Genomic DNA, 25,946 nt, shown 5'->3' with positions numbered 1-25,946 from the left:
TACTGGAAGCCCAGAAGTTTTGCCAACCGGCGCAACAGGCCATCCGGTTCGTCAGAGGGCGTGCTCTGTGCGGGGTTGTCTCTTGTCTAGGCAGCGCCGAACGGATGCTTGACGGAGTCGCGCTGAGCAGTTGCTTCTGCCGCTGTCGGCCAGCCTGTCACCGCACGCTTGATGGCTTCCTTCGTCGCGCGGTAGTTAAAGTCCTGGATCTTGGCGTCGCTTTCGGCTTCCCAATGGATGAAGACGCCAACGCAGATGAATACATCGTCAGCTTCTTCTGCGGGAATTGTGCCATCGGCAACACTATCCTGGACTGCTTTTGCAACGGCGTGCTGTGCAGGTCCGAACATCTGGACTGCCTGCTTGGCGCCTTTGATCGTGACTTTGTTGAACAGGATCGTGTTCGGCTTGCATGCAAGATTAGGGGCGATAACAGCAAGAAGGGAGGTAAATCCGTCCTTGTTGTTCGTCAATGCATTGCAAAATGCCGTCTCTACAGCGCTGCCACGCGGCCCGATCAGAAGATCGATATGCGCAACTTCATTTCCGTCGCCAATAAGCGACTCGCCAACCATAACTTTATTGATTTTCGCCACGGCCTAATTCCTCCCTATAGCGGTCCCAAATGGTTTGTCCAAAGACGCCGTACCTCTCGAGACACGACGCTCGATGGACAGCTATCCTTGTTCGCAGCACCCTTGAGTTGGGGGTCGGTTGGCCAGATAGCAGCGGATGAAATCCGCTGGTGAAATTCAAGCATTTACCTCAACATTATGCAAGGCCAAGTTGAGTTTTAATGCAAAAAGGGTGGCGACTGTCAGGTCGGCGGAAGTCCCCGGATTGATGCCGTCGGCCTTGAGCTTGGCATCAAAAGCAAGAAGCACTTTTTCGCGTTCCTTTCCCTCACTCAGGCCTTCAATGCGCTTGAGAATTTGCCCGGCTTCCTTTCGCGTATTCTCGGCAACGATATTGCCAAGCTTGCGGGCAACGTGGCCGTCGGGAAAGGCCGACAGGAAATACAGATAGACAAAAACAGTCGCCCACATTCCCTGCTCATTGCGGTCGATCGCAGCTTTGTGCGCCGAGAGACCGCCGGCGAAAATGTCGCCAAACCCGGTCACATATTGCCGGGCGATCATGTCCCGGTCAGCCGCCTCCCGCATCGCTTCGAGAAGGGGGACCTCTGGCGCCGCCGAGACATCGTGCTTGGGCGCTGAGCCCAGCCCGCCGGGCTGCGCCAGCACGATTGCCGAAAACACATCGCGTGCGTCATCGAAGTTCCAGTTTCTCAAGCGTTTCGGCAAGACTTGATTGCAAATCGGAATTGACGTTTTCGGCAGCCTTTGCGAGTGGAACGCACAAGAGCAGAATGCCGAGATTGGTGTTGGTTCCGATCCTGTTTCGCGTTGCCGTGACCCCCTCAAGAATGCGCCGGCCCATGGAAAGCGCTGGATCACAAACCGCATGCGACGACACTTGCGCGCTTTCAAAAAACTGCTGGGCGTTCATACGATGACCATCGGCGAGATCGGTGCACATTGCCGGGCTTCAACGCTTCGATTTCCTGATAGCAGGCATCGATATAGGCCCGCCTGATCTGTTCGCGTGCCGGTGTCACGCCGCGGGCCTCTCGTCCAGTCGCGGTACGATCCGCGCGGCCAGCGCATTGGCAATGCAATCGGCGATCTTGACTGGAACGACCGATTGCAGTCCGGTCCAGGCGGGCATGCTGTTGACCTCGAGCACCAGAAGCCTGCCATCGGCCGCCGGGACAATATCGATCCCGGCGAAATCCGTGCCGATTGCCGCGGACGCGGCGAGGGCAAGGCTTTCCAGTTTGAAGCGCAACGGCCCGACGACAGGCTCCGCCTTCGCGCCCTTGGCTATATTCGTGATCCAGCCCTCGGCACGACGCGTTATCATGCCCAGCACTTCACCAGCGCAGGTGAAGACCCGGTAATCGCAGAAGGGCGGTCCGGAATGCGCCACATAACGCTGGAGATAGTAGACATCATCAATTTCTTCCGGTGCGGGCAGGTCGTCAATATGCCGGATCAGGCGAATACCCTTGCCTTGTGAGCCGAAAAGAGGTTTCAATACCAGAGGACCGTGCGTGAGTTCACGTTCTGCGACAGACTTGGCATTTGCGAGGCTCTCGACGGCGAAAGTCTCCGGCGTGGGCAAACCTGCCTGCGCCAGAAAGAACGTCGTGGTCGATTTGTCGACGCAACGCTCGATAGCCTTGGCTGAATTCCAAACGGGAACGTCAAGATGGGCAAAGGCATGCAATATGCCGAGACGGCGCGTGATCGCTTCGAATGTTCCCGATGAGATCGATCGCACAATCACAGCGACGGGTAGGGCGCCGTTCATCGCCGGAATTGCAATTCCTGATGGATAACGGCTGTCGAAACCGATATCCGCCAAAGCCAGCGCCAGGACGTCGAATCCGAGCGACTTGAACGAGGATTGAAGCTGCCTTACCTGACGATCAGGCCGGTCGGATAGGATCAGTATCGTCTCTGGCATTTTTGTTTCAGCTCACCCCAAAGATTGTTCCAGCATTGCATTGTCAGCACGACCGCTGCGGAATGTATCACCGGTTTCGATCGCGGTGACGATCACCTCGGCAGGGCTGAACAGATGCGGGTCGATGGCGTAGAAATCGCCTTTGAACTTCTTGAAGATATCGGCGAACGGCTGCCCGTAATCCCGTGACGTCCGGCTTGGAAGTTGTTCCGCCAGGTCGCGTGCGTCCTGGGCGCTCCCGCGGACGTAAAGCTGAACAATCCCGCCATAGATGATCGCGTCATTGGTCCGGCCCATGGCCTGCAGAAAATCCGGATGTGGCGCAGGAATCGGCGCGCGGCCTGCACCATCGACAATCGCATCAAGCGGAAAGTTCAGGTCGTGTGCCTTGTGCAGTGCTACCTCCAGCACCCGGCCGACGATCTGCATGGAACCCGTCAGGCTCTGTGTCGGAGCATAGATGAATGTCAGCTTTTCGGGATCGAGGCCAGTCGTATTCGACACTTTCTCGACAATCGCTGCCGGCGGCGGCGTTGCGGTTTCAAGCACGATGACTGACGAGTCTGCGTCCGGTTCGCGATAGGCGATCTTGTCGAAAAGCGGTTCTACACGCGCAAGGGCCCGCACCGGACCGGATCCCATGGCAAAATACTTCTCGTGCGAAAGATTCCATCCGGCATATTGGCTGCCAAGGCACGCAAGCACCGGTTGTGACGAGCGAACATCAACGCAATAGGGCCATTTGCCTGTGCCCAGAGCGGCGGACACGGTGCCCAGGCCACCCATGCAGATCTCGACGATGCGAAGGCCCGCTTCGATGCCGCCCGGACTGTTCGCGCCAGCATCGATCAGCCGTTCACCGAGACTGCCGCGGCTGTGTTCAATGCCGAGGCGGTCGGCATCCTCGATCATCGAATCGGCAATGCGTTGCGCATTTCTATTCAGATAGGCATGACCGTCCCTCATCGGAACTCCTCCCTCCAATGAACTGCTAGTTCCTTGACGCGGCTCTTGACGGCCCTCATTGCGGCGATAGCCGAATCTGCAGTGGCAAATGCAGTGCAAACGGGATCACCAGCCGCAAGAGCAGTGCCCGGCATCTGGTGATCTGCCGTCAATGCCGGCCACGCCACGTGCGGAAAGGCGCTGATGGCTCGCGCGGTATAGGCGATCGCCGATGCGGCGGAACCTCTGTAAGCTGGCACCGATATCCTGTGGCCCATGACGGCGCGCAAATGTTCGCGCAGCAGCGGCGTCTCCTTGCTGTCGAAGATATCCAGCGTCGCGCCGGGGCGTGGATTGATTTCGATGAGATGGAAGCCGCAACCGTCGTCGATGAAATCGGCGCTGCACAGGCCTGCAAGGCCAGTGCGCCGGGTCAACGCGGTGAGCCAATCGCCAATCAGCACTGATTTTGTCCTGTTGTAACGCCGCAACCGCACCGCCCCGCCATAGCGAAACGGCGCGTGTCTGGAGGGGGAAGACCATTGCCGGCTGAAGCCGACAATGTGGGCTTGGTGCCTGTCGGCGAGAAACAGCGCGGATAGGTTCTTGCCGGGAATGAAGCGCTGAAAATAGCGTTCGTGGCCGGAAGCACCGCCATTGGCTGGCTTCACATGCGACCCTCCCGCACCACCGGCGAGTTTCGTCAGCCATTCCTGTTGGTTGTCGGGCACGTCGAAACGAATGTCGGGATGCGGAATTTTCAGATCGGAACAGAGGCGGGAAAGACTGGAGGGATCCTTTACCAGCCGAATCGTCTTGGCATTGTTGCCGGCAACCGGAAATATTTTCGATATCGCGTCGATCATTTCCGGCTTTCGTTCAAATCCGGAACCAAACACGACCGCAGTGGGTGCATAGCCGCGAGCCAGATCCGTCAGCGTGTCGACGATCTGATCCTCATCGATTCCCGCCTCCAGGCTGCCCGACAGCTTCACTGCGCGGTCTGCCAGCGCGAGCGTGTCCGCATCGTTGAAAAGGTCCGCGACCAGCGGCCGGAAACCGGCCTGCTTCGCTGCTGCTGCAAGCGAGCGGCCAGAGATCGCAACGATCAGGATCTCGGGTCTATTTGGCAAGGTCGCGAGCAAGGGTGAATGCGTCCCGGAAATCAAAGATGACCGGCTTTTCGGCCTTGATCATCTGTTCGAACAAACCAGCCTGCGTCTTGTATTTGACGTTGCCAATCGAGAGCGGACCAATGCCGACAGCCTGTGTCGCATCGAGCGTCTCACCATTTGCATTTACTTTCAGTCCTTCGATACCAGCCGGAGGCACCGCATTCACATCGGCAGCAACCAGAAGTCCGCCCGCCGAACCGAGCTGCGCTTTCGAGATCACCTGCACGCCTGCCTTTGCCGCCGCGAGGACGACCTCCGTGCCTTCCACAATGGTGCTTTTTTTGGCCTCGGTCGATCCATCAGCCGGTTCGACCGTCAATCCAAACCGCTGCATGATCGATGCCGCGACCTCCTGAACGCGCTCAATGCCGTCGTGGCCGACGATTGTTACACGCGCCCCCTCGCCGGCCGCGATTACTGCCGTGCAGTAGCCGACCACGCCCGTCGCACCAAAGACCGCCACCGAGGTCCCGTTCAATTCGCGGTCGTGGTGCTTGACCAGTGCTTTCTCGACCTTGGCGACCATCGCCGCCGCGGTCGTGAACGATCCCGCCGGATCGGCAAATACCGAGATTTCGAAGGGCGGTACCATGGATTTCTTTGCCGCGTCGAGCATGTCGAGCGCCAGCGGCGCGTCTTTGCCGGCAAGGAAAATGCCGGTCGCGACGCCTGCCTCCGGCGGGCGCGAAAAAGATGGCATCCTGAACAAGGTTGCTGACATCGGAAAGCTCGACATCCGTATAGGGAATAACCGCATCATAGCCCGCATCGAGCGCCATGTTGACGTCGAACGGACTCATGTGCCGGAGGGGTGTCAGCATATGAAGGATCATTTTGCGGCTCATGTTTTCCGCTCCTCTTTGACCATAGTGCCCATGGTTCAAGCCCTGGCGAGGTTCAATGCGGTATGCGTGATCTCCGCGCCCGCGTTTCTGCCCGCGACAATCTGGATGGCGGTACCGGGAGAACGTCCACCGATCTCGCCCACAATGCGTTCCGCATCGGCCTGTGAGGCGGCAAAAGCAAAGCCCGTCGGCCCCCATGAACTCTGGCCGATCCCGACAGCACCAGCCTTCACGAGGCGGTGCAATGTGGCCTCGACCAGCCTGCTGGTGAAAACGCCGCCCTGTGCCGGTGAAAAATAAGTGCCGATTTCGGTCTGAATGGCCTCCACCGCCCTGCCGAACGAGGCTAGGTCCTGCTCGACGAGAGCGGGCATGACGCTCATCAGCACATGGCGGCAGATCAGAGCCGAAGTTGCTGCCGGGAACAGCGGCAAAGTGCGGAAGGCTTCGATCTCGGCTTCGCCATGCATGCCCTGCGCCGCGGTGTCGAGGACAAGGATGATGCGCCAGGCTTCCGGAAACGGAATGCGCGAAATGACAGTCGGCGCCTGTTGCCCGAAACCTTTGCCAGCGTCGACGATCACGCCGCCTTCTTCGAATGCGGCAATGCCGATCCCCGATCGCGAGCCGCGTCCGAGCAGTACGGCATCTTGGGCAGTATCAAGCGGCAGCGCATGCAGTGTGCGCAGCCCAGCCGCCACGGCTATGGCGATCTGCGTTCCGGAACCGAGGCCAATATGGCGCGGGATGGCCCGTTGCACGCTGACCCGGTGCTGTGTCTTGATGCCAAGATGAGCGCAAAGCGTAGCGATATGCTGTGCGATGCGGGCCTGTTCCTCACCATGAATGTGTATGTCTGTTGCACGGGAAATCGTCAGGACTGTCTCAATATCCTGAATGGGCAAGCCGACGCTTCCAAACCGGTCCTGACCTGAGCGCGGTATATCGAGAAAGCCGAGATGCAGGCGAGCGGGCACTTTGATCGTGACGGATTCCGACATTTGTTTAATCTTTACACAATCTCAAAAATCGGGCCCTGCACTATGATATCGTCTTTCAAACGAGGTGCAAGCGTGATGCGCAAAGAATAGGGAGTAATGCGAATGTCGGATGAAACAAAGAAGGCCGAACCCAAGGAAAAAGTCTATTCGGAAAGCGAAATTGTCGCAAAACTGCAGAGCGATTTACCGCATTGGCGCTATGAGAACGGCTGGATTCTGTCGCAAATACAAGACGCATGGGTGGAAATCGACCTTGATGGTCATCAATACGATCGGGCATCTGGCAGAAGCTGCCTGGCACCATCCAGATCTCAAGGCGTCTTACGCCTGGGTGGAGGTCCTGTTGCAGAATCATGCCGCGAAGGGCATCACCGACAAGGATTTCGAACTCGCCAGGAAGATCGAGAGCATCGTCCAGTGGCAGCCGGGCAAGGAGTCGGGATCACTGGAAGGAACGCCGCAAACCGACCAGCGCTTCGCCTACGTTAAGTACGACGATTGATCGCATGCTTTTTTGCTGGGCCGCAGGGTTCACATTCGAAAAAATTTGGTTAAGCTCAGGTTGGCACCAGAAAGTTGCGGAATATGTCGGTTGCATGGGTTGGCAGCCAGCCGGTCTCTTTGATGGATGCAATTCAGAATGCTGCGAAGCTTCTGGCATCAAGCCGCTGTCCAGTTTTTACCCTCGATACGGATGTGCATGGCACACGCAGTGCCATTGCGCTGGCTGAGAGGTTAGGCGGTGCTTATGATCATGCGCTGGGCGAGACTCTTGCCAATGAGGTTTCCCTGTTTACCAACCATGGCGGCATGTTCACAACGCCGGGCGAAGCGCGCCGGCGCTCCAGCCTGATCGTCCTCGTCGGCGAAATTCCCGCGCCGCATCATGAAATGTTGGAATCATGGGCGGCCTCGCGGCCTGATCTCGGCGATCGTAACAAACGCTTGTGGTTCCACGCCAGCGGCTCCGGGACAGTTTCGGCTGATACCAGGAAATTGAAGGCTGTTTCGCTCGGCGGCGATGGCCTTTCGCTTGAAGGCGCCCTGGCCGTGCTTCGCGCTGAACTGCACGGGCGCCACGTAGCATCGCCACTGGGCAATGTTGCGCAGTTCAGACAGGCCCTGAACAAAAGCCAGTTCCCCGTCTTCGTCTTTTCCGGCGCCTCCGGCCAAGCGGCAGGCCTTGTGATGCTGCAGGGGCTGATTGCGGATCTCAATAAAAATGGTCGGGCCAGCAGCGTGTTTCTGCCTGCCGACGATGATGCCTGGGGTACCGCGCTCACGTCCCTGTGGATGACCGGGTTTCCACCCCGGACAGGTTTCTCCAATAGCCTCCCAAGCTATGATCCCGTGCGGTGGGACGTCCAGCGCATGATCCGTGAAAAGGAAGCGGATCTTCATGTCTGGATGTCGACGAGGGGCGGTGAAACTCCCCCGCGCGGGGAAGGATCGCATTGATTTCGCTGAGCAAAAATGAAGCGCCGACCGCTGGAGCGGCGGTCACGATTTCTGTCGGGACAGCCGGGGTTGATCATGACGGCGTCACCTATTCCAGCCGGGTAGGCACATTCAGGGCCGTCGCCGCGTCTGCACCGTCGCAATTGCCAAGCATCTCGAGCATCGTGCAGCAATTGGCGGAAGCCTTGCCCGGCAGGAGGGCTTTGCCATGCTGATCAGGCTCGTCGGCGGCGAGGTTATCGACCCGGTCAATAATGGAGCCCGCCAGCGCGATGTCTGGATCAAGGATGACGTGCTGATCGATCCGCCCATGGGTGAGACTGCCGATCAGACTCATGACGTTTCTGGTTGTATCGTCATGGCCGGCGCCATCGATATCCATTCGCATATCGGCGGCGGCAATGTGAATACGGCCCGGCTGCTGCTGCCAGAACACCATGCGGCTCACCAGCCGCGACCAGCCAATACTCCGCTTTCCAATGCCGGCTGGTCTACCTTCCAGACCGGCACTCTCTACGCGCAAATGGGCTTCACCACGGTGGTCGAACCCGCCATGGCACCGTACACGGCACTGCATACGCACCTTGAACTCGCCGATATTCCGATCATCGACAAGGCGACGCTGGCCATTCTTGGCAATGACGATTTCACCCTGTCGCTGCTTCGCAACGGTAAGTCCTCAGCCATGCTTGATGACTACATCGCCTGGGTCGTCGGTTCGACCCGCGCTCTTGGCGTCAAGGTCATCAATGCCGGTGCGGCCGCGGCTTTCAAGGAGAATGTCCGCTCCTTCTCGTTCGACGACGTCGTGCCCGAATATGGCGTCAGTTCGCGCAAGATCGTCAAGTCGCTGCAGGCTTCGGTGACCCGGCTCGGAATACCGCACCCGCTCCATGTACATGCCAACAATCTCGGCATCGCCGGCAGCGCCGATACGGCCGCCGACACCATTGCGGCCACCGAGGGGGTGCCGCTGCATCTCGCCCATCTGCAGTTCTATGGCTATGGCACCGAAGGCAAACGCAAGTTCTCATCCGAGGCGGCGCGGCTGGCGGAGCTTGTCAACGCTAACCCCGATGTGACTATCGATATCGGCCAGGTGATGTTCGGCCAGACCGTGACGATCTCTTCGGACGTGATGCGGCAGTTCACAGCCATCGGCAATGCCAGCCCGAAGAAGACCGTTATCGTGGACGGCGATGGCAATGGCGGCGGTGGCATCGTCCCCTATCGCTACAAGCAGGATTATTACGGCTCGCTGCAATGGGCGGTGGGGCTTGAGCTTTTCCTGCTCGTCACCGATCCGTGGCGGGTGTTCTTCACGACCGATCATCCGAACGGTGCACCATTTACTGCCTATCCGGAATTGTTCGAACTGCTGATGAGCAGCGGTGCCCGTGACGCGAAATCCAACGAATTGAACGCGACAGCACTGGAATTGACGACGCTCGCCTCGGTGCGCCGCGAATATACGCTTGAAGAGATAGCGATCATGACGCGCGCAGCGCCGGCCAGATTGCTCGGCCTCGGGGATCGCGGTCATTTGGGGCCGGGAGCCATTGCCGATGTCGCGGTCTATCGCAAGGGCAAGGACTTTGCCAAGATGTTCCGGGAGGCGGCGCTGGTTTTCAAGAATGGCGACCTCGTGGTCAAGAATGGCAAGGTTACGCACTACCGTTGGGGCAAGACGTTGCGGCTCAATCCGCCGCCGGACAAGGCGATGATCAAGCGCATGAGGGATTATCACGAAGAGCGCTATGGCCTGTCGCTCGATTGGTTCACCTTCCCTGATTCCGCTATCCAAAGAGATGCGCCATTTGCGGAGGTCTCATGCAACAACTGACCCGCAACGGCGTATTGATCGACGACACTTTTGCCGAGGCTTTCGGCATGCGGGCGACGGCGATTATCATCACTGCGCCGACGCTGAAATGGGCTCGGCAGGCAGCCACCACAATGACCGGTTATGCAACCTCGGTCATCGGCTGCGGCTGCGAGGCGGCGATCGATATGGACGTGCCGGAAACGAAGACGCCGGATGGCCGCCCGGGCTGTCGTGTCATGATTTTTGCGATGGGCACCGACGAGTTGCAGAAGCAGTTGAAAAGCCGGCTCGGACAATGCGTTCTGACGTCGCCCGGCAGCGCCTGCTTTGCGGGGCTGGAAGGTTCGGCGCCGCTCGATCTCGGCAATTCGCTGCGTTATTTCGGCGATGGCTGGCAGATATCGAAGAAGTTTGGCGGCAGGCATTACTGGCGCGTACCGGTCATGGACGGGGAGTTCCTGTGCGAAGCGACGACGGGGCTGACCAAGAATGCCGTGGGGGGCGGCAATCTGCTGTTTCTCGCGGCCGACAATACCAAAGCACTGCACGCCGCAGAGCGTGCAGTGGCGGCTATCGAGAAAGTGCCGGGGGCGATCATGCCGTTTCCGGGTGGCATCGTCCGCTCCGGTTCGAAAGTCGGCGGTAAATACAAGGGCATGATGGCATCCACCAATGATGCCTTCGCGCCGACGCTGCGGGGTGTCGTCAACAGTGCCTTGACGCCTGATGTCAATGCGGTTCTGGAAATCGTCATCGATGGCGAGACCAGTGACGCCGTTGCGGCAGCGATGCGGGCAGGGTTGAGGGCCGTCATTGATCTTGGCCCCAAGAAGGGGGCGATCTCGCGTCAGCGCCGGCAATTACGGCGGCAAGCTTGGCAAGTTTCACTATCATCTGAAGGACTTGCTGCCATGAAAGCGCTGACCTTCTCGCTCCTCGCAGAACCGGAAGAGCGTCTGGACCTTTCCGGCCTGACGCCGGCGTTGCTGGCCAGGCTGACCGAAGCTCAGATCGCCAGGCTGCGCGTGGGCACAAGCCGCAACCCTGCGTTGGTCGGTGATATCTTCAAGCTCACCGGCAAGGATACGGAAAGCCTCGTGTTCGATGGAAGCAGTTCGCGCCTGGACAGGGTCGGCGCGGGACTGAATGGCGGCGCAATACGCGTCACCGGCCATGTTGGCAGCCAGGCGGGCAGGAAAATGTCCGGCGGATCATTGCTCGTCGAAGGCAATGTTGGTCACCATGCCGGGTCGGGCATGGCTGGCGGCCGTCTGGAGATCAAAGGTAACTCCGGCGACAATCTGGCCGGGCCACTCTCGGGCGAAATCACCGGTATGGAAGGCGGAATCCTGATCGTTCGCGGCAAGGCCGGAGACTATGCCGGAGACAGGCTGCGGCGGGGCACGGTCGTCATCCTTAAAGGGTGCGGCGACTATGCCGGCTACCGTATGATCGCCGGGACGATCGTGGTTACGGGACGGGTCGGTGCAATGCCCGGCTATCTGATGAAACGGGGATCCCTTTTGTTTGATCGCCCCCCCGAACAGCTCTCGCGGACTTTCGTTGCTTGCGGTGAACCGGACATCGCTTTTTCTGGTCTTTTCGACCGGTTTCTCATCAACGAGAAGATTCTGGACAAGCCACTGCTCGGCCAGAAACCGGGCAGATATGGCGGCGACAATGCCGTATCGGGTAAGGGCGAGATCCTGTTCCGGCGCGGTAGCCAAATGAGTTGATTCAACTACCGGAAGCGTCGAGATCGCCGCCAGCGCCATTTCAGGATCGGCCTCTGGCAGGTGCGATTTCGCTACCCGCTTTTCCTGCCGCGTAATGACGATCCGGGCATCTGTCTCGATTCGGTAGATCAGGCCTTGGGTCGAGATCAGTTTGAAGTGCTGCGGATCGAACGACTTGCTCACTTCCACCGTGACGGGCTTCAATTCGCTTAGCCGCTTGACGTCGGCCCGCGTAAACCGAACCTCGGCGGATCCCTTGGCACTACCCAGCATGTTATCGATCTTGTAGTGAGCTGGCTCGATCAGTGTTAGAGCGAAGATGTCGCCCTTTTTCAGGTGCGTGCTGTCAAATATCACCCGCCTGCCTTGCCTCAGCTGCACAGACCATCCGGTCCCGGACGTTGCATGGAAGACCACGTAGCCTTTGGTCGAGACCGTTTGCCGGCCGGCGCCATGCGGGTCGCCGGGATTGGCCTGGACTTCGGCAAGATCGACGGCGAGTTGCACCGCGGCCGCGTCATCGCTTACAACGATCGTCACATCCCCCGTATGCTTTCCATCCCTGCTGACAGACGCCCAATAGATTGCGGCGGCGGTGAAGTGATGGACAACACTTGTGCTGAGCCCGAGTGCGCCGCTGTCAAAGACGGTTGCCTCGTACAATTGCCGATTGAGTGCTGCTGCCATCGTCTCATCCCGCATCCGGATGCAGATCTCGCTGCGCCGTGGAGCGGAAATCCGCATCGCGCCGGTAAATTCATCTAAAGTTAAGGAGTATCGGTTTGAAATGAATGCAGCGCAATAATATAAAAGAATTTAATATTACTACGCTGCATAAAATAAAGGGTAGGTCTTTGTAACTATTGGATAATAAGGTAGCATATACTGAGAGTCGAACCGTATTATGGATTATCCGATAATCAGTTAGGGCTATATATTTAACTAACCTGCACACTCCTCCCCGCCTGCCCACCTGGGTGTGCCAGAACCGGGTCTAAACAGGGCAAACCTGCGAAAAGGCCCTACACAGGTGGATGTTCGTTCCTATTGTTTAGACTTGCTGTGGTAAAATTCTTTTGCGGCGCTATACTTGCGCGCTGATAAGGTAATTCAGCGGCGGCGCGGGATGAAGCACGACTTGAAGCTTATCGACGATGAATTTATCGATCTGGTTTATGCTTCCCTGCTGGGTGAGACCAGCTGGCAGCATTTCCTTGACCGGCTGGCTGAGACGCTCCCCGATGGGAAATCGACCCTGTTCTATCACGATCAATACAAAGCCAGCGGGGCCCTGTCGCTGACATCCGGCCTGACCGAAAAGCAGATCAATCAATACGATACTTACTTCTGCCGCATCAATCCGTGGATGCCCAAGGCCTCGGTGCGGACGATTGGCCTTGGTGTTACAGCCGAGCAAATGTTGCCGTACGACCAGCTCGTAAAGACGGAATTTTATACCGACTTTCTCGTACCGGCGGGACTGAGTTCGGCAGTCGGTGTGACAATCGTTCGCAATGAAGGCCGTTCTTTCCTGCTCAGCATCCTCACGAGCGACCGGGAGAGCGAGAGAACCCATAGCGCGGCTGAGCTGCTCACGCGTCTTGCGCCCCACCTTCACCGGGTTTTCAAATACTACCAAAATCGCTCCTTCAACAGGTTCAGCAAGGAAGCGCGTGGCTTGGCCTTCGATGCAATAGATGTTGGGCTCATCATTGTGGGCGACAATTCGCGGATCAAGTCGGTGTCGGAGACGGCGCAAAAAATCATTGAGCATGGGACCTGTGTCAGAACCTCTGCGTCAGGCAAACTGCATATAGCATCCCATGAAGCCGACACGATGCTGCAGCGAATGTTGGATCGGACATCGGTTGAGCCAAAATTCGCGTCCTACATTGTCGGCGACGCGAAGGTGACGCTGATCCATGTCCAGAAGGACCGGTTTTCTTTTTTCTTTGAGGGGCCAACGGTTGTTGTGATCCTGGAGCCGCATCGCGCACAGCAGCGCATTTTTGACATCGAAGAATTCGTCAGTATGCATTCGCTCACCGCCGCTGAAGCGAGGGCGCTGAACGGACTTATTGGCGGAAGATCCGCCGATGAAATCGCGGCGGAGGCGGGTCTGTCCCGCGAAACCATCCGTTCACAAATCAAGAGTCTCTACGCCAAGACGAACGCAGGCAGCCAGATCGAACTAATTCGTATGATCGCGGGGTTTGAGTCGCCTTGATCAACCGTTTCAACCGAAATGAACGTTTTTTCGGCTTCACCCTGCAGGGTGAAGCGCTTTGCGGGAAAATCGTCAACTATGGCGGTGCGTTGAGTAATTCTTTCCTGATTGTGGCAGGCAGGTAACCAACGAATAATAAACGAAGCTTGCAGGCGGCCGGATAACTTCCGCACTGAAAGTGATCCAGTTGCCACGGCCAGTAATGTCATACAACTCGAAGTTACCAGTACTGACATTTGTGTCAGTGAGTATGATTTGGGGGTAAAAAATGTCAGGAATCATGTATGAAAGAATACCGGACGCCGATCATGCCGTTTACAACCGACATGCGGCTGCCCGTCGTGCCGAGTTCCACATTGCATCGACCGAACTCAGACCACAACGAACCCTTGCCATTATTGACGGACGTGCCCTTGCGCGGCAGCACCTTTCGTGGGGGCTTCTGGCGAATGGACTTGGCTTGCGTATGGTCACATATGGCTCCGTTGAAGATATCGAGGAATTCGAGGCAGCGGAGTTTTCAGTCATTCTCGTCTGCATCGACAATTCCAGGTTCATGGATGACTCAATTGTGCTTGAGATCGAGGGGCTTGTGCGGAGATATCCGAATATCCCCGTCATCGTTCAGGCGGAACTATGCGGATTTCAGCAGATATTAAGTGTTCTCGAACAGGGCGCGCGCGGGTACCTCCCGGGCAATGCCGGAATATCGGTTTGCATGGAAGCGATCTCCATGGCGTTGGCGGGAGGCGTTTTCGTTGCGGCGGAAAGTCTGAACGATATTCAGCGTATCCTCGGAACCCGGCGGTATCAATCCAAGCGCGGGGGGATGTTCACGCCCCGCGAGGAGGATGTCATCAGAGTTCTGCGGCTGGGAAAGGCGAACAAGACAATTGCCTACGCTCTTAAACTTGCTCCGAATACAGTGAAGGTCCATGTCCGGAATATCCTCAAGAAGCTTCGGGCGACAAACCGGGCGGAGGCAATTTACAAGATCAACGCCATGTTTGACGAAATGGGTTAGAGCGTCATTCCCAAAGGATGCAGGTTTGGGGGCGACGGGGGCCGCTCCTTCTTTCCCCTCCCCTTGCGGGAGGGATTTTTTTGATCTTGCACACCACAGTGAATCTCACCCTGCGCTTCGACAATCGGAAATGACTGCACGTATCACCGCAGGACGGGCGACCCCCGATAAGCCGGACCGCAGGTCCGGGGTGGCGTGGAACCGTTGTCCTTCCGTGCAAAAAAATAATGCCGCCAACTTATCCACGCGCTTCAAACCTGGTTTATTCTAACCCGGTCCTTTCCACGGGGAACTGCTTCCGGAGCCGTTCGAAGCGGGGAACGGACCCGCTGTCCGGGGAAGTTCTGTCCAAGGGTTCCCCGCCGGTACTAGGACCGGCGCGTGCTGGACGAGCACTCTAAGGGGCACGTAGGTGACGCATGAATGCCGCAAATGGCCTTCCCCGGTGCCGAAGCCTCCCAAGCGGAACGGACGGGATGAAAAGTCGCCGGACGGGCGGTCTTCGGATCGCATTACCTTCTACCAAGACGCGCTTCGGCGACCGCCCGTCTTCCCCCAACCACTCAATGGCCAGACTCAGAGAATGAGGGCGTGGCAAGGGAGGAGATATGCAGGAAATGAACGTCATCATGGAACCGCGCCCATCCGATATCCCACACTTCCTTAAGATTGAAAACGTAAGCTGAACTAAGAGGTTCGCTATAGTGACTGGCATTCGGGACCGGCTCGACTATAACGGGGTTCTACCAACCCCAACCTTGCCAAAACAGGAAAGTTGATGAGGTGACAGACCGAAAATCACCACTCGCTCCGTTCAAGCACGAGACCTTCCGGACCATCTGGATCGCCAGCCTTTCCTCCAATTTCGGTTCTCTGATCCAGGCGGTCGGCGCGGCGTGGATGATGACGACCATCTCGAATTCCGTTGATATGGTTGCCCTGGTGCAGGCTTCGACCGCTTTGCCGATCATGCTTTTTTCCCTGATCTCCGGCGCATTGGCGGACAATTTCAACCGGCGCAGGGTGATGCTTGTGGCACAGTCCTTCATGCTGGGCGTCTCGGTACTGCTGACGATCTTTGCCTATTTCAGCCTCATCACGCCGTGGCTTCTTCTCACCTTCACCTTCCTCCTCGGTTGCGGAACGGCACTCAACAACCCGTCATGGCAGGCCTCGGTCGGGGATATGGTCCCGCGCGAAAATCTGCCGGAAGCCGTTGCACTCAACAGCATGGGTTTCAACCTCACCCGCAGCGTTGGTCCGGCGATCGGCGGTTTGATTGTCGCCGTGGCGGGTGCCGCCGCCGCTTTCGCAGTCAACGCGGTCAGTTACCTGCCTCTTATCTTCGCGCTGCTCCGCTGGCAGCCCCAGTACCCACCGAACCCGTTGCCACGCGAAGCGCTCGGACGTGCGGTCTCTGCAGGTTTGCGGTATGTGGCAATGTCGCCAAACATCGGCAAAGTCGTTTTTCGCGGCTTTGTGTTCGGTTTCTCGGCCAGTGCCGTGCTCGCGCTCCTGCCGCTGGTTGCGCGTGATCTTGTCGGTGGCGGACCGCTGGTCTATGGCACCATGCTCGGTTCATTCGGGATCGGTGCCATTGGTGGCGCGCTCCTTAGCGCGCGGCTGCGCGAATTCCTGACGAGCGAAGCCATCGTGCGCATTGCCTTTGCCGGATTCTGCTGTCAGCGCCACGATTGCGGCACTGAGCCCAAGCGCCTGGACAACCAATGCCGGGCTCCTGTCGGCCGGTGCCTGCTGGGTGCTGGCTTTGTCATTATTCAATGTAACGGTACAGCTGTCGACGCCGCGTTGGGTGGTTGGCCGTGCCTTGTCACTATACCAGACAACGACATTCGGGGGCATTGCGGGCGGCAGCTGGTTATGGGGTGTCGCGGCAGCGGAATACGGGGCCGACAAGGCACTGCTTGCCTCAAGCGTGGTCATGCTTCTTGGTGCCGTTATAGGCCTTCGTTATGCATTGCCGGAATTCAAGACGTTGAACCTCGATCCACTCAATCGCTTCAGCGAGCCGCTGCTGGCGTTGGATCTCAAACCGCGCAGCGGGCCGATCGTGATCATGATCGACTATGTCATTGCCGAAGAAGACGTTCCGGAGTTTCTCGCGGTTATGGCTGACCGGCGGCGCGTGCGGATTCGCGACGGGGCAGGGCACTGGGCGTTGATGCGCGATCTGGAGAATCCCGAGATCTGGACCGAGAGCTATCACACGCCGACCTGGGTCGAATATGTCCGTCACAATCAGCGCAGAACTCAGGCTGACGCGGCAATCGGCGACCGGATACGGGCGCTTCATCGCGGTGTCACCGACCCGCGTGTGCATCGCATGATCGAACGGCAGACGATCCTGCCGCACGACATAGCCGCTCACAAAACACCGATCGATATGTCGTAGGCCGCGGTGGTGCGCTTAAGGTTTCAGATCGAACGCGCCCTTGAAGCTACCATCCATATAGAAAGGGACGGAAGTGTGGACATGGGCGATACGCCATGTGCCGCCTTGCTTGATCAAACCGAGCGTCTGGCGAAACCAGAGATCGACTTGCTCCCCGTCGGTCTTGGTGCCGGTCATATGCACGAGGCTTCTGGCGAAAGCGACGTCGCTTCCGGCATTGATCTCGACATCGCGTGCTTCACCTCCAATCGGCCCTTTCCAGGTCGCAAACCATCCTTGCAAATCTTCGGCATCCTTACCCTTGTATTGCAGGGGCGGCGCCAGCGTGTACTGGACCACGTCGCCGCTCAGGTGGGACAGGACCCGCGCCGCATCCTTGTCGCCGATTGCTTTGGACCAGTCATCGATCACGGCTGCAACGGCGGCCTTTTCGCTGGTGTTCGTCATCTCGTTCTCCTTCTTTCAAAGTTTCGAGACAAGCGCTTCAAGCTGATCGGCGCAGATGCCCCAGCCCTCGTGAAAACCCATCTTCTCGTGGGCTTCGCGATCCGCAACCGTCCAATGGGGGGCGAGCGCCGTGTACCTGGTTCTGCCGCCGTGATCCTCGAAGGTAAGGATCAATGTCATGAACGGTTTTTCGGAGAGCACCCAAGCTTTTGTATAAGCGTCGGTGACGACGATCCGTTCGTTTTCGACTATTTCCAGATAGACGCCGCGATTGGGGAACTCATTGCCATCGGGCCCACGCATGACGATGAGATTGGAGCCGCCTACGCGAACATCAAGTTCCGCATGCGGGGTCGTATAGGGCAACGGTGCAAACCACTGTTTCAAAAGGTCGGCATCGGTCCATGCCTTGAACACCTTTTTTCGCGCGGCGCATCGATGATGCGGGTCAGGACGAGATCGCGATCGGGATTCGGGGTGGCGTCATAGCTCATTGATGTTCTCCTTGTTTGATCAGTTCTGATCCAAGGACGAACGAGCCGCGGGCATCCCGACACGGCCGGCAAAATTCTTGTATGGAAATGACGTCAGGCCGGCAATCAGTCTCGAGCCAGACCGTCGAGGTGCATGCGGATGTGTGCCGCCTCTGCAGCAGTATTGGCCAGGGCAATGGCGCGATTGAAGGCCTCGCGGGCTTCACGGGTGCGACCGATTTTCATCAGCAAGCCGCCCTTGACACCAAAGAAGTGAAAATAGCCGGAGAGCCTATCCTCAAGGGGTTCTATCAGGGCCAACGCTTCAGCTGGCCCGCGCACCTTTTCCACGGCGACAGCGCGATTGAGAGTGATTACCGGCGAGGGTGTCAATCGTTCGAGCGCTGTGTATAGCAGATCGATTTCGGCCCAATCGGTGTCGGCGGCGTGCACGGCTCGCGCGTGGAGCGCGGCAATGGCGGCCTGGATCTGATACGGGCCGGGGCGCCTGTGCCGCATGGCCTTGTCAAGCAGGGCAAGACCCTCATTGATCATCTTGCGGTTCCACAGACCTCTGTCCTGGTTTTCCAGCAGTATCACTGATCCGCCGGCATCAAAGCGAGCTCCGGCCCGGGCATTCTGCAGGAGCAGCAGGGCGGTCAATCCCATGATCTCCGGTTCCGTTGGGAAAATCCGCAACAGCAGCCTGGCGAGCCGGATAGCCTCCTCGCACAAGGGGAGGCGTGCTTGGCTCTCACCGCTGCCAGCCGAATATCCTTCGTTGAAGATCAGGTAGACCATCGCCGCTACCGCGGCGAGCCGTTCCGCTCGTTCGATGGCATCCGGTGCCTCAAACGGCACCTCGCCAGCACCGATACGGCTCTTCGCGCGCGTGATGCGCTGCTCCATGGCGCTTTCGCTGATGAGGAAGGCGCGGGCGATCTGCCGCACCGAGAGGCCTGATACAATTCTGAGTGCCAATGGGATTTGCTGCGTGGCCGGAAGATCGGGATGACAGCAAATGAACAGCAGGCGCAGTATGTCGTCGCGGTAGTCCGAGCCGTCGATCTTTTCGGCGATTGCGGTTTCGGCGTCCTCGAGGTCGGACAAATGTTCTTCTGGAGGCAGCGGCTGCTGCTTTGCTTGACGCCGCACTCCGTCGATAGCGCTGTTGCGGGCGACGAATATGAGCCAGGCAGTTGGATCCCGGGGCGGCCCATTTTTTGGCCAGTTTTTCAGGGCGCGAAGGCAGGCCTCCTGAAAAGCCTCTTCCGCCGTGTCGAGATTGCGGAAATACCGCAGCAGCGCGCCGACCGCTTGCGGACGGGCGGCGGTGAGGGCGGCATCGATCCAGGCGGTGTCGCTCATGAGAAATTCGACCCTGGCCGGAAGATTGCAACTGGCCGGATTTCGTATGAACCGGTGCCGGGATCTGCCCGTGCGAGATCCCGCGCGGTGTCGATGGCTTCGTCCAGCGAAGCGCAATCGATCACATAGAATCCGAGGAGTTGTTCCTTGGTTTCAGCAAACGGTCCGTCAATAATGATGGGATCTTCACGGCCCTTTCTGAGCGTTGTTGCCGCCGTGGTCGGAAGCAACCGCGCAACAGGGCCAAGTCGACCCTGCTCCCTGAGTTTATCCTGAACAACCGCCAGTCGTTCCATGACTGCGTCATCCTCTTCCTTGCTCCAGGAACCGACGACATCTTCGGGGTTGTAGCACAATATGGCGTAAAGCATTCGGATCGTTCCTCCTCCTATGAAGACGATCCAGTATGGCCAATCCCGACATCAGGTCGAGAAGAATTATGAAGTTCTGGCGGGGTCTACGCGGTCAGAGAACTGGCGGCGATCGTCAGCGCAATCCCCCGTTGCCCTTCGTTGCCAACGTCAAGTTTTACCTGCAAGGGAAACCTGGTGCGATCCTGCACGTCGGTCGCGGGCGATAGGGCGGCTTCGGCGGGCGAGGGCTGTGCCCGTAATATGGCGGGCGGACAACAACGATCGGTCGAACGATGATGGTCGGACCTACTGCGCCTGACCGCTCGAGATAATTGGCCGAAAGCCAGCCTCGCATGCTTTGGAATCCAACTCGGCACCAGTTTGCCTGACATGTCAGAACGTTGACTCGAATCGGACGCGATGATCGCTGTCGCCGACAAAAAGCCCTATAGCGAGCTGCCAAACGCATTCAACTATCGCACTGCGGGCGTCAAAGCAGTTCCCGGTTGCGCGTGTCATGCTGCACAAAACAATCAGATGAATGTCGTATCGGTGCAATCAATACCCAGCCTGGAAGTTGATACCACCGTTGTGGCGGCAGAATCGAACGGCGTCGGACCGTTGAACGTTGCCGTTGAAATTGAAGAGCCTGCCCAGGGGGATGTTGACGAATCGGACGCAACCCAGCGGAATGTCAGAATGGTTGGGACCGCGTTTTTCCCGGTTGAGACCGGAGCTATCGATTTCAGGTCGTCCGCAACTGAGAAGAAGGTCGAGGAAGGCCGCGCTGGCATTCTCACCCGGGAAACATTGTCAGAACGATCACATCAGATATTCTAAGACGGATTCAATGACGTGGTCCTGGAGCCGCGCTGGCGGTTCGGGTGGAGCGATCGAACGACATGACGAAACCAGAATGGGTACCGGAACAATATCTGAAATTCAAAGATGAACGCACCCGGCCGGCGATTGATCTTCTTTCGGCGGTTCCCAATCATGATGTCAAATTTAGTGTCGATCTCGGATGCGGTCCGGGAAACTCAACCGAATTGCTCATAAGGCGGTACCCACGGGCAATTGTTCAGGGCGTTGATTCCTCCGCGGAGATGATAGAGAAGGCGAAAAATCGATTGCCTGGCTACGACTTTCACACAGCCGATCTCGATACATGGCGGCCGCAAGGGAATGCTGACCTGCTGTACGCCAACGCTGTGATGCAGTGGCTGCCGGACCACGACCGGCTCTTTCCGAGATTGATGGGTTTCCTCAATGCTGGCGGTTCCCTGGCGATCCAGATGCCCGACAATTTGGAAGAGCCTACCCATGTAGCGATGCGGAAGGTCGCCGCGGATGAAAACTGGGCCTCCAAATTGGGGAGAGCGGATTCCTCTCGGACGAAGGTGGGAAATGCTTCATTTTATTATCAGTTGTTACGGCCCCTCAGCCAGCGTGTTGAGGTTTGGCGCACGACCTACCATCATCCCCTCCAGGGATTGGACGGCATCGTCGAATGGTTCAAGGGCTCCGCGCTGCGACCGTATCTTTCGTTGCTTGACGAGCAAGAGCGGTTGCTATTTCTTGAAAAGTATAAAGAGTGCCTTTCTCAGTCCTACCGGCCAATGAAGGATGGTATCGTCCTCCTGCCATTCCCGCGTATTTTCATTGTAGCCACGCGTTAATCTTGCCAGGTCCTTCAGCTCCTTCCGGGTTATTTGCCGTCTCCGGAAATCAATAAAATATTGAAGGTGTTTCGCAAATGAATGCGGAATGGGTGCCTAGCATCGGCGTCACGAAAGAAGCACAATCATATCCGCGGTGGCGACACTGGAGAGCGGACCGGCATGCGGAGGAGTGTGTGTCGTCATCTCTTGATTGGAAATTATTGAAAATTCAATATCGGATGCCTGCACCATAGCGCTGAGCGCTCGCGCGGCAACTGCAGACTTAGGCGTTTGCCAAGGGAGGAATTATGCTCGAAAGGCTTTTCAAGCTTAGCGACCACAATACAACAGTGCGTACGGAAGTATTGGCCGGACTGACGACATTCCTGACAATGTCGTACATCATTTTTGTCAATCCAGAGATATTGTCCTCCACGGGCATGGATCGCAATGCCATATTTGTTGCGACATGTATTGCCGCCGCACTTGGTTCGGCGGTGATGGCGATGGTGGCCAATTGGCCCATCGGCATGGCTCCCGGGATGGGTCTCAATGCCTTCTTTGCCTTCACTGTTGTGGCAGCGATGGGCTTCACCTGGCAGCAAGCACTTGGCGCCGTCTTCATTTCCGGCTGTATCTTCCTGCTACTGACGGTAACGGGAGTACGCAGCTGGCTCGTCGCAGGAATTCCCAAATCGCTGCGCAGCGCAATAGCGGCCGGTATCGGGCTATTCCTGGCATTCATTGCCTTGAAAAACTCCGGCATCATCGTGGCCAATCCTGCAACATTTGTTGGCCTTGGCCATCTTGGCGGCACTGGTACCTTGCTTGCTGTCCTCGGCTTCTTTGTTATCGCTGCACTTGATGCGCTCAAGGTACGCGGATCGATCCTGATCGGCATCCTCGTCGTGACCGTGTTGTCGATGATCCTTGGTGTCAGCGAGTTCAAGGGCGTGTTCTCGGCCCCGCCGAGCCTGGCGCCAACCTTCCTGCAGCTGGATATCATGGGCGCCTTGCATACAGGACTCTTGCAAGTCATCCTGGTTTTTGTGCTGGTCGAAGTCTTTGATGCAACGGGAACCCTGATCGGCGTCAGCAAGCGCGCTGGACTCATTCAGGAAGGCAAGCCGAACAATCTTGGTCGCGCGCTGTTTGCCGATAGCACGGCGATCGTGGCGGGCTCATTGCTGGGCACCAGCAGCACCACTGCCTACGTTGAAAGTGCATCCGGCGTGCAGGCGGGTGGACGCACGGGATTGACGGCCTTGACCATTGCCGTCCTGTTCCTGGCCGCGCTGTTCATTGCACCACTGGCAGCGTCGGTCCCCGGCTATGCGACTGCCCCGGCATTGCTCTATGTGGCAGGTCTCATGATGCACGAGCTTGTGGATATCGAATGGAGCGACGTTACTGAATCGACGCCTGGCGCACTCACGGCACTGATGATCCCGTTCACCTATTCGATCGCCAATGGACTGGCCTTTGGGTTCATCAGCTATGTCGTGCTGAAGACGTTTACGGGTAAAATAAGCGTCATTCATCCGGCAACGTGGCTCGTTGCAATCCTGTTTATCATAAGGTTTGCACTGTTCCCCGCGTAAAATCTTGCGACGGTGCGGATGCGACGGTTGCGCCGCATCCGCACCGGATTTATTCCAAAGCCTGAACCAATATGCATTGAGAAAGACACCCATGACACAGCACCCCTCAACTGCGAATGTTCTTGACGCGCTGCTTGACGCGATGGAACACCAAATCATTCCAATGACTGAAAAGGGCGTTGCTGCTGGCAACAAGATTTTCGGTGCAGCCTTGCTGCGCAAATCAGACTTTTCGGTCGTGCTGGCTGAAACCAATAATGAAACCGAAAACCCGCTCTGGCACGGCGAAGTCCATACGTTGAAGCGGTTTTATGAAGTCCAGGGAAACGAACGCCCTGATCCGCGCGAATTGATCTTTCTCTCGACCCATGAACCCTGTTCGATGTGTCTTTCGGCGATCACCTGGGCCGGCTTTGACAATTTCTACTATTTTTTTCAGCCACGAGGACTCGCGCGATGCCTTTGCCATCCCGCATGACCTCAGGATACTCAAGGAAGTTTTCACGCTGGAGCCCGGTGGTTACAATCGGGAGAATGCGTTCTGGAAGAGCTACTCTATCCACCAGATGATTGCAGAGCTTCCAGCATCGGAACGGGACAGGCTGCAAAGGCGCGCCACAGCGATCAGCGACAAATATTCCAAATTATCGGCGCGGTACCAGGCCGGCAAAGACAAGAACACCATTCCGCTTAATTGACCAGGCTCAATTGATCGTTCAGCTGGTTAAAGTAGGATCTGAACTGTGTGAAAACAGAAAATGGCCGCATTAAAGCGGCCATTTTCCTTCGGGTTAGCGGATGAGAAATGGCTCGGGGTAAAAGTGCTCCTGCAGATTGACACCATCGCCTCCGCGGTCGATGACAACGAAATCCGAAACGCCCTCGAAGCGGCGTCAAAATTCCGTGCCAGACATTGCGATGAATGTTCACGCCCTGGCCCGGCTTTGTCATGAAGGCTACCGGTTCGCTTGGGCCGTCAGGCTGCTCATGGGCCGCCACGACGAGGAATGGCTTTTGTGACAGCGGTACGAATGCCTGGCTGCCGAACGGATGCCGCTCTACCATTTCAAGTTTCAGCGGCAGTTCATAGGGCTTGCCGCGTAGCAGGCTGATAAGCGTTTTCGCATTCTCGCCCGTTGTCTCGACCTTGGCCAAGTCGTGGTAACGCATACACATGCCGTGGTTGATCGGGAAACTGTGTGCTCCTTCAGTCTCAATGACATCGCCGAAAGGCGCAAAGGCCTCCCGAGTCAACGGCTGAACGAATATCTCGCGCATCTGCTATCCTTGATTGGTTCCGTGTTGCGATCTTCAGCCGGGGAGCATGTCCTGGAGCCGCAGAAGCGCTATCCTCTCCACCTGACGGCATGCGGTTTCGAACTCGGTCTGGCGATCATTGCCAATCCGGTTCTGGAAGGCGGCAAGGATTTCGTCCTTGCTGCGACCCTTTACGGCGATGATGAATGGGAAGCCAAATGTCTCGACGTAGCGGGTGTTGAGCGTGGTGAACTGTTCGCGCTCGCTATCGCTCAGTGCATCGAGCCCGGCGGACGCCTGTTCCAAGGCCGAGCTGTCCGTTAGCCGTTTCGCCTGCGCCAACTTGCCGGCAAGATCGGGGTGCGCAACCAGAACGCCGAGGCGCTCCTCTTCGGAGGCAAATCGGAAAGCGGTCGCGAGTGCTGAATGAAGGCCAATGGCGGTATCCTGCGCTGGCGAAAGTTCAGCGGCAAAGGTGCGCCTGGCAACCCAGTCGGAATGTTCGAAGATACCGCCGAAGCGCTCGACGAACGCTGCTTCATCAAGCTCTGACGGGCGGACGGCTTGCGGCACGTAGGGGTGATTTGCCGCCCAGTGCCGCGCAATGTCGATGCGACGGGCTAGCCACACTTTCTGGTGGCCTTGCACGTAATCGATGAAACGGGCGAGGGCGGCGACGCGGCCGGGGCGGCCAACGAGACGGCAATGCAGGCCGATGCTCATCATCTTGGGTGAGCCGGCTTCGCCTTCGGCGTAGAGCGTATCGAAGCTGTCCTTCAGATAGGCGAAGAACTGGTCACCCGAGTTGAAGCCCTGTGGGGTGGCAAAACGCATGTCGTTGGCGTCCAGCGTATAAGGGATGACGAGCTGATGCCGACCGCCGGATTCGTGCCAGTAGGGGAGGTCATCCGCATAGGAATCGGACACGTAGTCAAAGCCACCTTCGGCGGTCACAAGGTCGACAGTATTCACGGAACAACGTCCCGTGTACCAGCCACGCGGGCGCGTTCCGGTCACTGCCGTGTGAATGCGGATCGCCTCCAGCATTTCCTCACGCTCGGCATCCGGGGTGCAATCCTTGTAGTCGATCCACTTCAAACCATGGGATGCAATTTCCCATTGTGCATCCAGCATGGCGCGAACTTGCGCCGGGGAGCGCTGGAGGGCCGTCGCGACACCGTAAACCGTGACAGGCACGTTTTTCGTCGTGAGCAGACGGTGCAGCCGCCAGAACCCGGCGCGGGCGCCATATTCGTAGATCGACTCCATGTTCCAGTGCCGCTGGCCAGGCCAGGCCTGCGCACCGACAATCTCTGACAGGAACGCCTCGGAAGCTGCATCGCCATGCAAGACACAGTTCTCGCCGCCTTCCTCGTAGTTGACGACGAACTGAACGGCAATGCGCGCATCGTCTGGCCAATTCGCTTGTGGTGCCGTAGCTCCATAGCCATGCAGGTTACGGGGATATCTCATGGTGCCGTCCCTCCTCGGATGCGCTCAGCCCATCCCTTGAATACTCAAATAATATACGGAGCATTCCCCCAGAAAATTTTGAAAGTCCTGCAATCAAGCGCCGCCTATCCCGGGGCCGGATCGAAAGGCAAACTG

At 57.7% G+C, this 25,946-nt stretch carries 21 protein-coding genes and 7 pseudogenes; 14 read left to right on the top strand and 14 right to left on the bottom strand.

Annotated elements, in window-relative coordinates:
- Window positions 1-86: 86 nt before the first annotated feature.
- From fae to N8E89_RS27085, 8 genes and pseudogenes are all read right to left on the bottom strand, one after another.
- Window positions 87-596, bottom strand: a complete 510-nt coding sequence (gene fae, locus N8E89_RS27120; protein ID WP_262263619.1) for a formaldehyde-activating enzyme — start codon at window positions 594-596, stop codon at window positions 87-89.
- 156 nt (window positions 597-752) lie between these two features.
- On the bottom strand, window positions 753-1,292 hold the full coding sequence (locus N8E89_RS27115; protein WP_262263618.1) for a triphosphoribosyl-dephospho-CoA synthase: 540 nt from the start codon (window positions 1,290-1,292) through the stop codon (window positions 753-755).
- A complete protein-coding gene (locus N8E89_RS27110) occupies window positions 1,270-1,539 on the bottom strand; it encodes a triphosphoribosyl-dephospho-CoA synthase (RefSeq protein WP_262263617.1) in 270 nt (89 codons plus the stop codon). Before N8E89_RS27110 ends, N8E89_RS27115 begins: the two co-directional genes overlap by 23 nt.
- Window positions 1,540-1,614: 75 nt before the next feature.
- Complete coding sequence (locus tag N8E89_RS27105; RefSeq protein ID WP_262263616.1) at window positions 1,615-2,529, bottom strand: ATP-grasp domain-containing protein; 915 nt, start codon at window positions 2,527-2,529, stop codon at window positions 1,615-1,617.
- 12 nt (window positions 2,530-2,541) lie between these two features.
- Entirely contained in the window at window positions 2,542-3,495 is a 954-nt protein-coding gene (mch, locus tag N8E89_RS27100; protein ID WP_262263615.1) for a methenyltetrahydromethanopterin cyclohydrolase, read from the bottom strand.
- Window positions 3,492-4,619, bottom strand: coding sequence for an ATP-grasp domain-containing protein (locus tag N8E89_RS27095; protein WP_262263614.1), 1,128 nt, complete (start codon window positions 4,617-4,619; stop codon window positions 3,492-3,494). The genes mch and N8E89_RS27095 overlap by 4 nt, the downstream gene beginning before the upstream one ends.
- Window positions 4,597-5,494 (bottom strand): annotated as a pseudogene (locus tag N8E89_RS27090) (NAD(P)-dependent methylenetetrahydromethanopterin dehydrogenase). Before N8E89_RS27090 ends, N8E89_RS27095 begins: the two are co-directional and overlap by 23 nt.
- A 35-nt stretch (window positions 5,495-5,529) precedes the next feature.
- Window positions 5,530-6,495 carry a beta-ribofuranosylaminobenzene 5'-phosphate synthase family protein gene (locus N8E89_RS27085; protein ID WP_262263613.1) on the bottom strand — a complete coding sequence of 322 codons (966 nt, stop codon included), beginning with the start codon at window positions 6,493-6,495 and terminating at the stop codon, window positions 5,530-5,532.
- A 102-nt stretch (window positions 6,496-6,597) separates the two neighbouring features.
- On the opposite strand from N8E89_RS27085, the pseudogene N8E89_RS27080 reads away from it, so the two are divergent.
- The 10 genes and pseudogenes from N8E89_RS27080 (at window position 6,598) to N8E89_RS27035 (ending at window position 17,178) form a co-directional block, all read left to right on the top strand.
- A pseudogene (locus N8E89_RS27080) lies at window positions 6,598-6,997 on the top strand (4a-hydroxytetrahydrobiopterin dehydratase).
- A gap of 83 nt (window positions 6,998-7,080) precedes the next feature.
- Window positions 7,081-7,953 carry a molybdopterin-binding domain-containing protein gene (locus tag N8E89_RS27075; protein WP_262263612.1) on the top strand — a complete coding sequence of 291 codons (873 nt, stop codon included), beginning with the start codon at window positions 7,081-7,083 and terminating at the stop codon, window positions 7,951-7,953.
- Window positions 7,950-8,168 (top strand): hypothetical protein, encoded by a 219-nt coding sequence (locus tag N8E89_RS27070; RefSeq protein ID WP_262263611.1) that lies wholly within the window; start codon window positions 7,950-7,952, stop codon window positions 8,166-8,168. Before N8E89_RS27075 ends, N8E89_RS27070 begins: the two co-directional genes overlap by 4 nt.
- The gene (locus N8E89_RS27065) at window positions 8,162-9,796 is read left to right on the top strand and encodes a formylmethanofuran dehydrogenase subunit A (RefSeq protein ID WP_262263610.1); all 1,635 of its coding nucleotides are present in this window, start codon (window positions 8,162-8,164) and stop codon (window positions 9,794-9,796) included. Before N8E89_RS27070 ends, N8E89_RS27065 begins: the two co-directional genes overlap by 7 nt.
- A pseudogene (gene fhcD, locus N8E89_RS27060) lies at window positions 9,784-10,693 on the top strand (formylmethanofuran--tetrahydromethanopterin N-formyltransferase). Before N8E89_RS27065 ends, fhcD begins: the two are co-directional and overlap by 13 nt.
- Window positions 10,690-11,514: a formylmethanofuran dehydrogenase subunit C gene (locus N8E89_RS27055; RefSeq protein ID WP_410010481.1), complete on the top strand. Its 825-nt coding sequence runs from the start codon at window positions 10,690-10,692 to the stop codon at window positions 11,512-11,514. Before fhcD ends, N8E89_RS27055 begins: the two are co-directional and overlap by 4 nt.
- A gap of 405 nt (window positions 11,515-11,919) precedes the next feature.
- Entirely contained in the window at window positions 11,920-12,279 is a 360-nt protein-coding gene (locus tag N8E89_RS27050) for a hypothetical protein (RefSeq protein WP_262263609.1), read from the top strand.
- A gap of 361 nt (window positions 12,280-12,640) precedes the next feature.
- Entirely contained in the window at window positions 12,641-13,741 is a 1,101-nt protein-coding gene (locus N8E89_RS27045) for a helix-turn-helix transcriptional regulator (RefSeq protein ID WP_106665661.1), read from the top strand.
- Between the two features lie 268 nt (window positions 13,742-14,009).
- On the top strand, window positions 14,010-14,765 hold the full coding sequence (locus N8E89_RS27040) for a response regulator transcription factor (RefSeq protein WP_262263608.1): 756 nt from the start codon (window positions 14,010-14,012) through the stop codon (window positions 14,763-14,765).
- A 783-nt stretch (window positions 14,766-15,548) separates the two neighbouring features.
- A pseudogene (locus tag N8E89_RS27035) lies at window positions 15,549-17,178 on the top strand (MFS transporter).
- Between the two features lie 15 nt (window positions 17,179-17,193).
- On the opposite strand, the gene N8E89_RS27030 reads toward N8E89_RS27035, so the two are convergent.
- From N8E89_RS27030 to N8E89_RS27015, 4 genes and pseudogenes are all read right to left on the bottom strand, one after another.
- The gene (locus N8E89_RS27030) at window positions 17,194-17,625 is read right to left on the bottom strand and encodes a YybH family protein (RefSeq protein WP_106665664.1); all 432 of its coding nucleotides are present in this window, start codon (window positions 17,623-17,625) and stop codon (window positions 17,194-17,196) included.
- A 15-nt stretch (window positions 17,626-17,640) separates the two neighbouring features.
- Window positions 17,641-18,119: pseudogene (locus N8E89_RS27025) on the bottom strand (SRPBCC family protein).
- A 105-nt stretch (window positions 18,120-18,224) separates the two neighbouring features.
- Window positions 18,225-19,466: an RNA polymerase sigma factor gene (locus tag N8E89_RS27020; protein WP_262263607.1), complete on the bottom strand. Its 1,242-nt coding sequence runs from the start codon at window positions 19,464-19,466 to the stop codon at window positions 18,225-18,227.
- A complete protein-coding gene (locus N8E89_RS27015; protein ID WP_262263606.1) occupies window positions 19,463-19,837 on the bottom strand; it encodes a YciI family protein in 375 nt (124 codons plus the stop codon). Before N8E89_RS27015 ends, N8E89_RS27020 begins: the two co-directional genes overlap by 4 nt.
- 402 nt (window positions 19,838-20,239) lie before the next feature.
- Between N8E89_RS27015 and N8E89_RS27010 the strand changes: the two genes are divergently transcribed.
- The 4 genes and pseudogenes from N8E89_RS27010 (at window position 20,240) to N8E89_RS26995 (ending at window position 23,779) form a co-directional block, all read left to right on the top strand.
- Window positions 20,240-20,659, top strand: a complete 420-nt coding sequence (locus tag N8E89_RS27010; protein ID WP_262263605.1) for a DUF2865 domain-containing protein — start codon at window positions 20,240-20,242, stop codon at window positions 20,657-20,659.
- Between the two features lie 62 nt (window positions 20,660-20,721).
- Window positions 20,722-21,498 carry a trans-aconitate 2-methyltransferase gene (gene tam, locus N8E89_RS27005; protein ID WP_262263604.1) on the top strand — a complete coding sequence of 259 codons (777 nt, stop codon included), beginning with the start codon at window positions 20,722-20,724 and terminating at the stop codon, window positions 21,496-21,498.
- A 290-nt stretch (window positions 21,499-21,788) separates the two neighbouring features.
- On the top strand, window positions 21,789-23,081 hold the full coding sequence (locus N8E89_RS27000) for an NCS2 family permease (protein WP_262263603.1): 1,293 nt from the start codon (window positions 21,789-21,791) through the stop codon (window positions 23,079-23,081).
- A gap of 91 nt (window positions 23,082-23,172) precedes the next feature.
- Window positions 23,173-23,779 (top strand): annotated as a pseudogene (locus tag N8E89_RS26995) (deaminase).
- A 93-nt stretch (window positions 23,780-23,872) separates the two neighbouring features.
- On the opposite strand, the pseudogene N8E89_RS26990 reads toward N8E89_RS26995, so the two are convergent.
- Window positions 23,873-24,359 (bottom strand): annotated as a pseudogene (locus tag N8E89_RS26990) (ureidoglycolate lyase).
- A gap of 33 nt (window positions 24,360-24,392) precedes the next feature.
- The gene (gene puuE / locus N8E89_RS26985) at window positions 24,393-25,811 is read right to left on the bottom strand and encodes an allantoinase PuuE (RefSeq protein ID WP_262263602.1); all 1,419 of its coding nucleotides are present in this window, start codon (window positions 25,809-25,811) and stop codon (window positions 24,393-24,395) included.
- Window positions 25,812-25,946: the final 135 nt, after the last annotated feature.

The sequence above is a fragment of the Phyllobacterium sp. A18/5-2 genome (assembly GCF_025452215.1).
In the GTDB taxonomy this organism is placed as follows: Bacteria; Pseudomonadota; Alphaproteobacteria; order Rhizobiales; family Rhizobiaceae; genus Phyllobacterium; species Phyllobacterium sophorae.
Note: the sequence above shows the minus strand (reverse complement) of the source record. Positions and strands in the feature narration are given on the sequence as shown.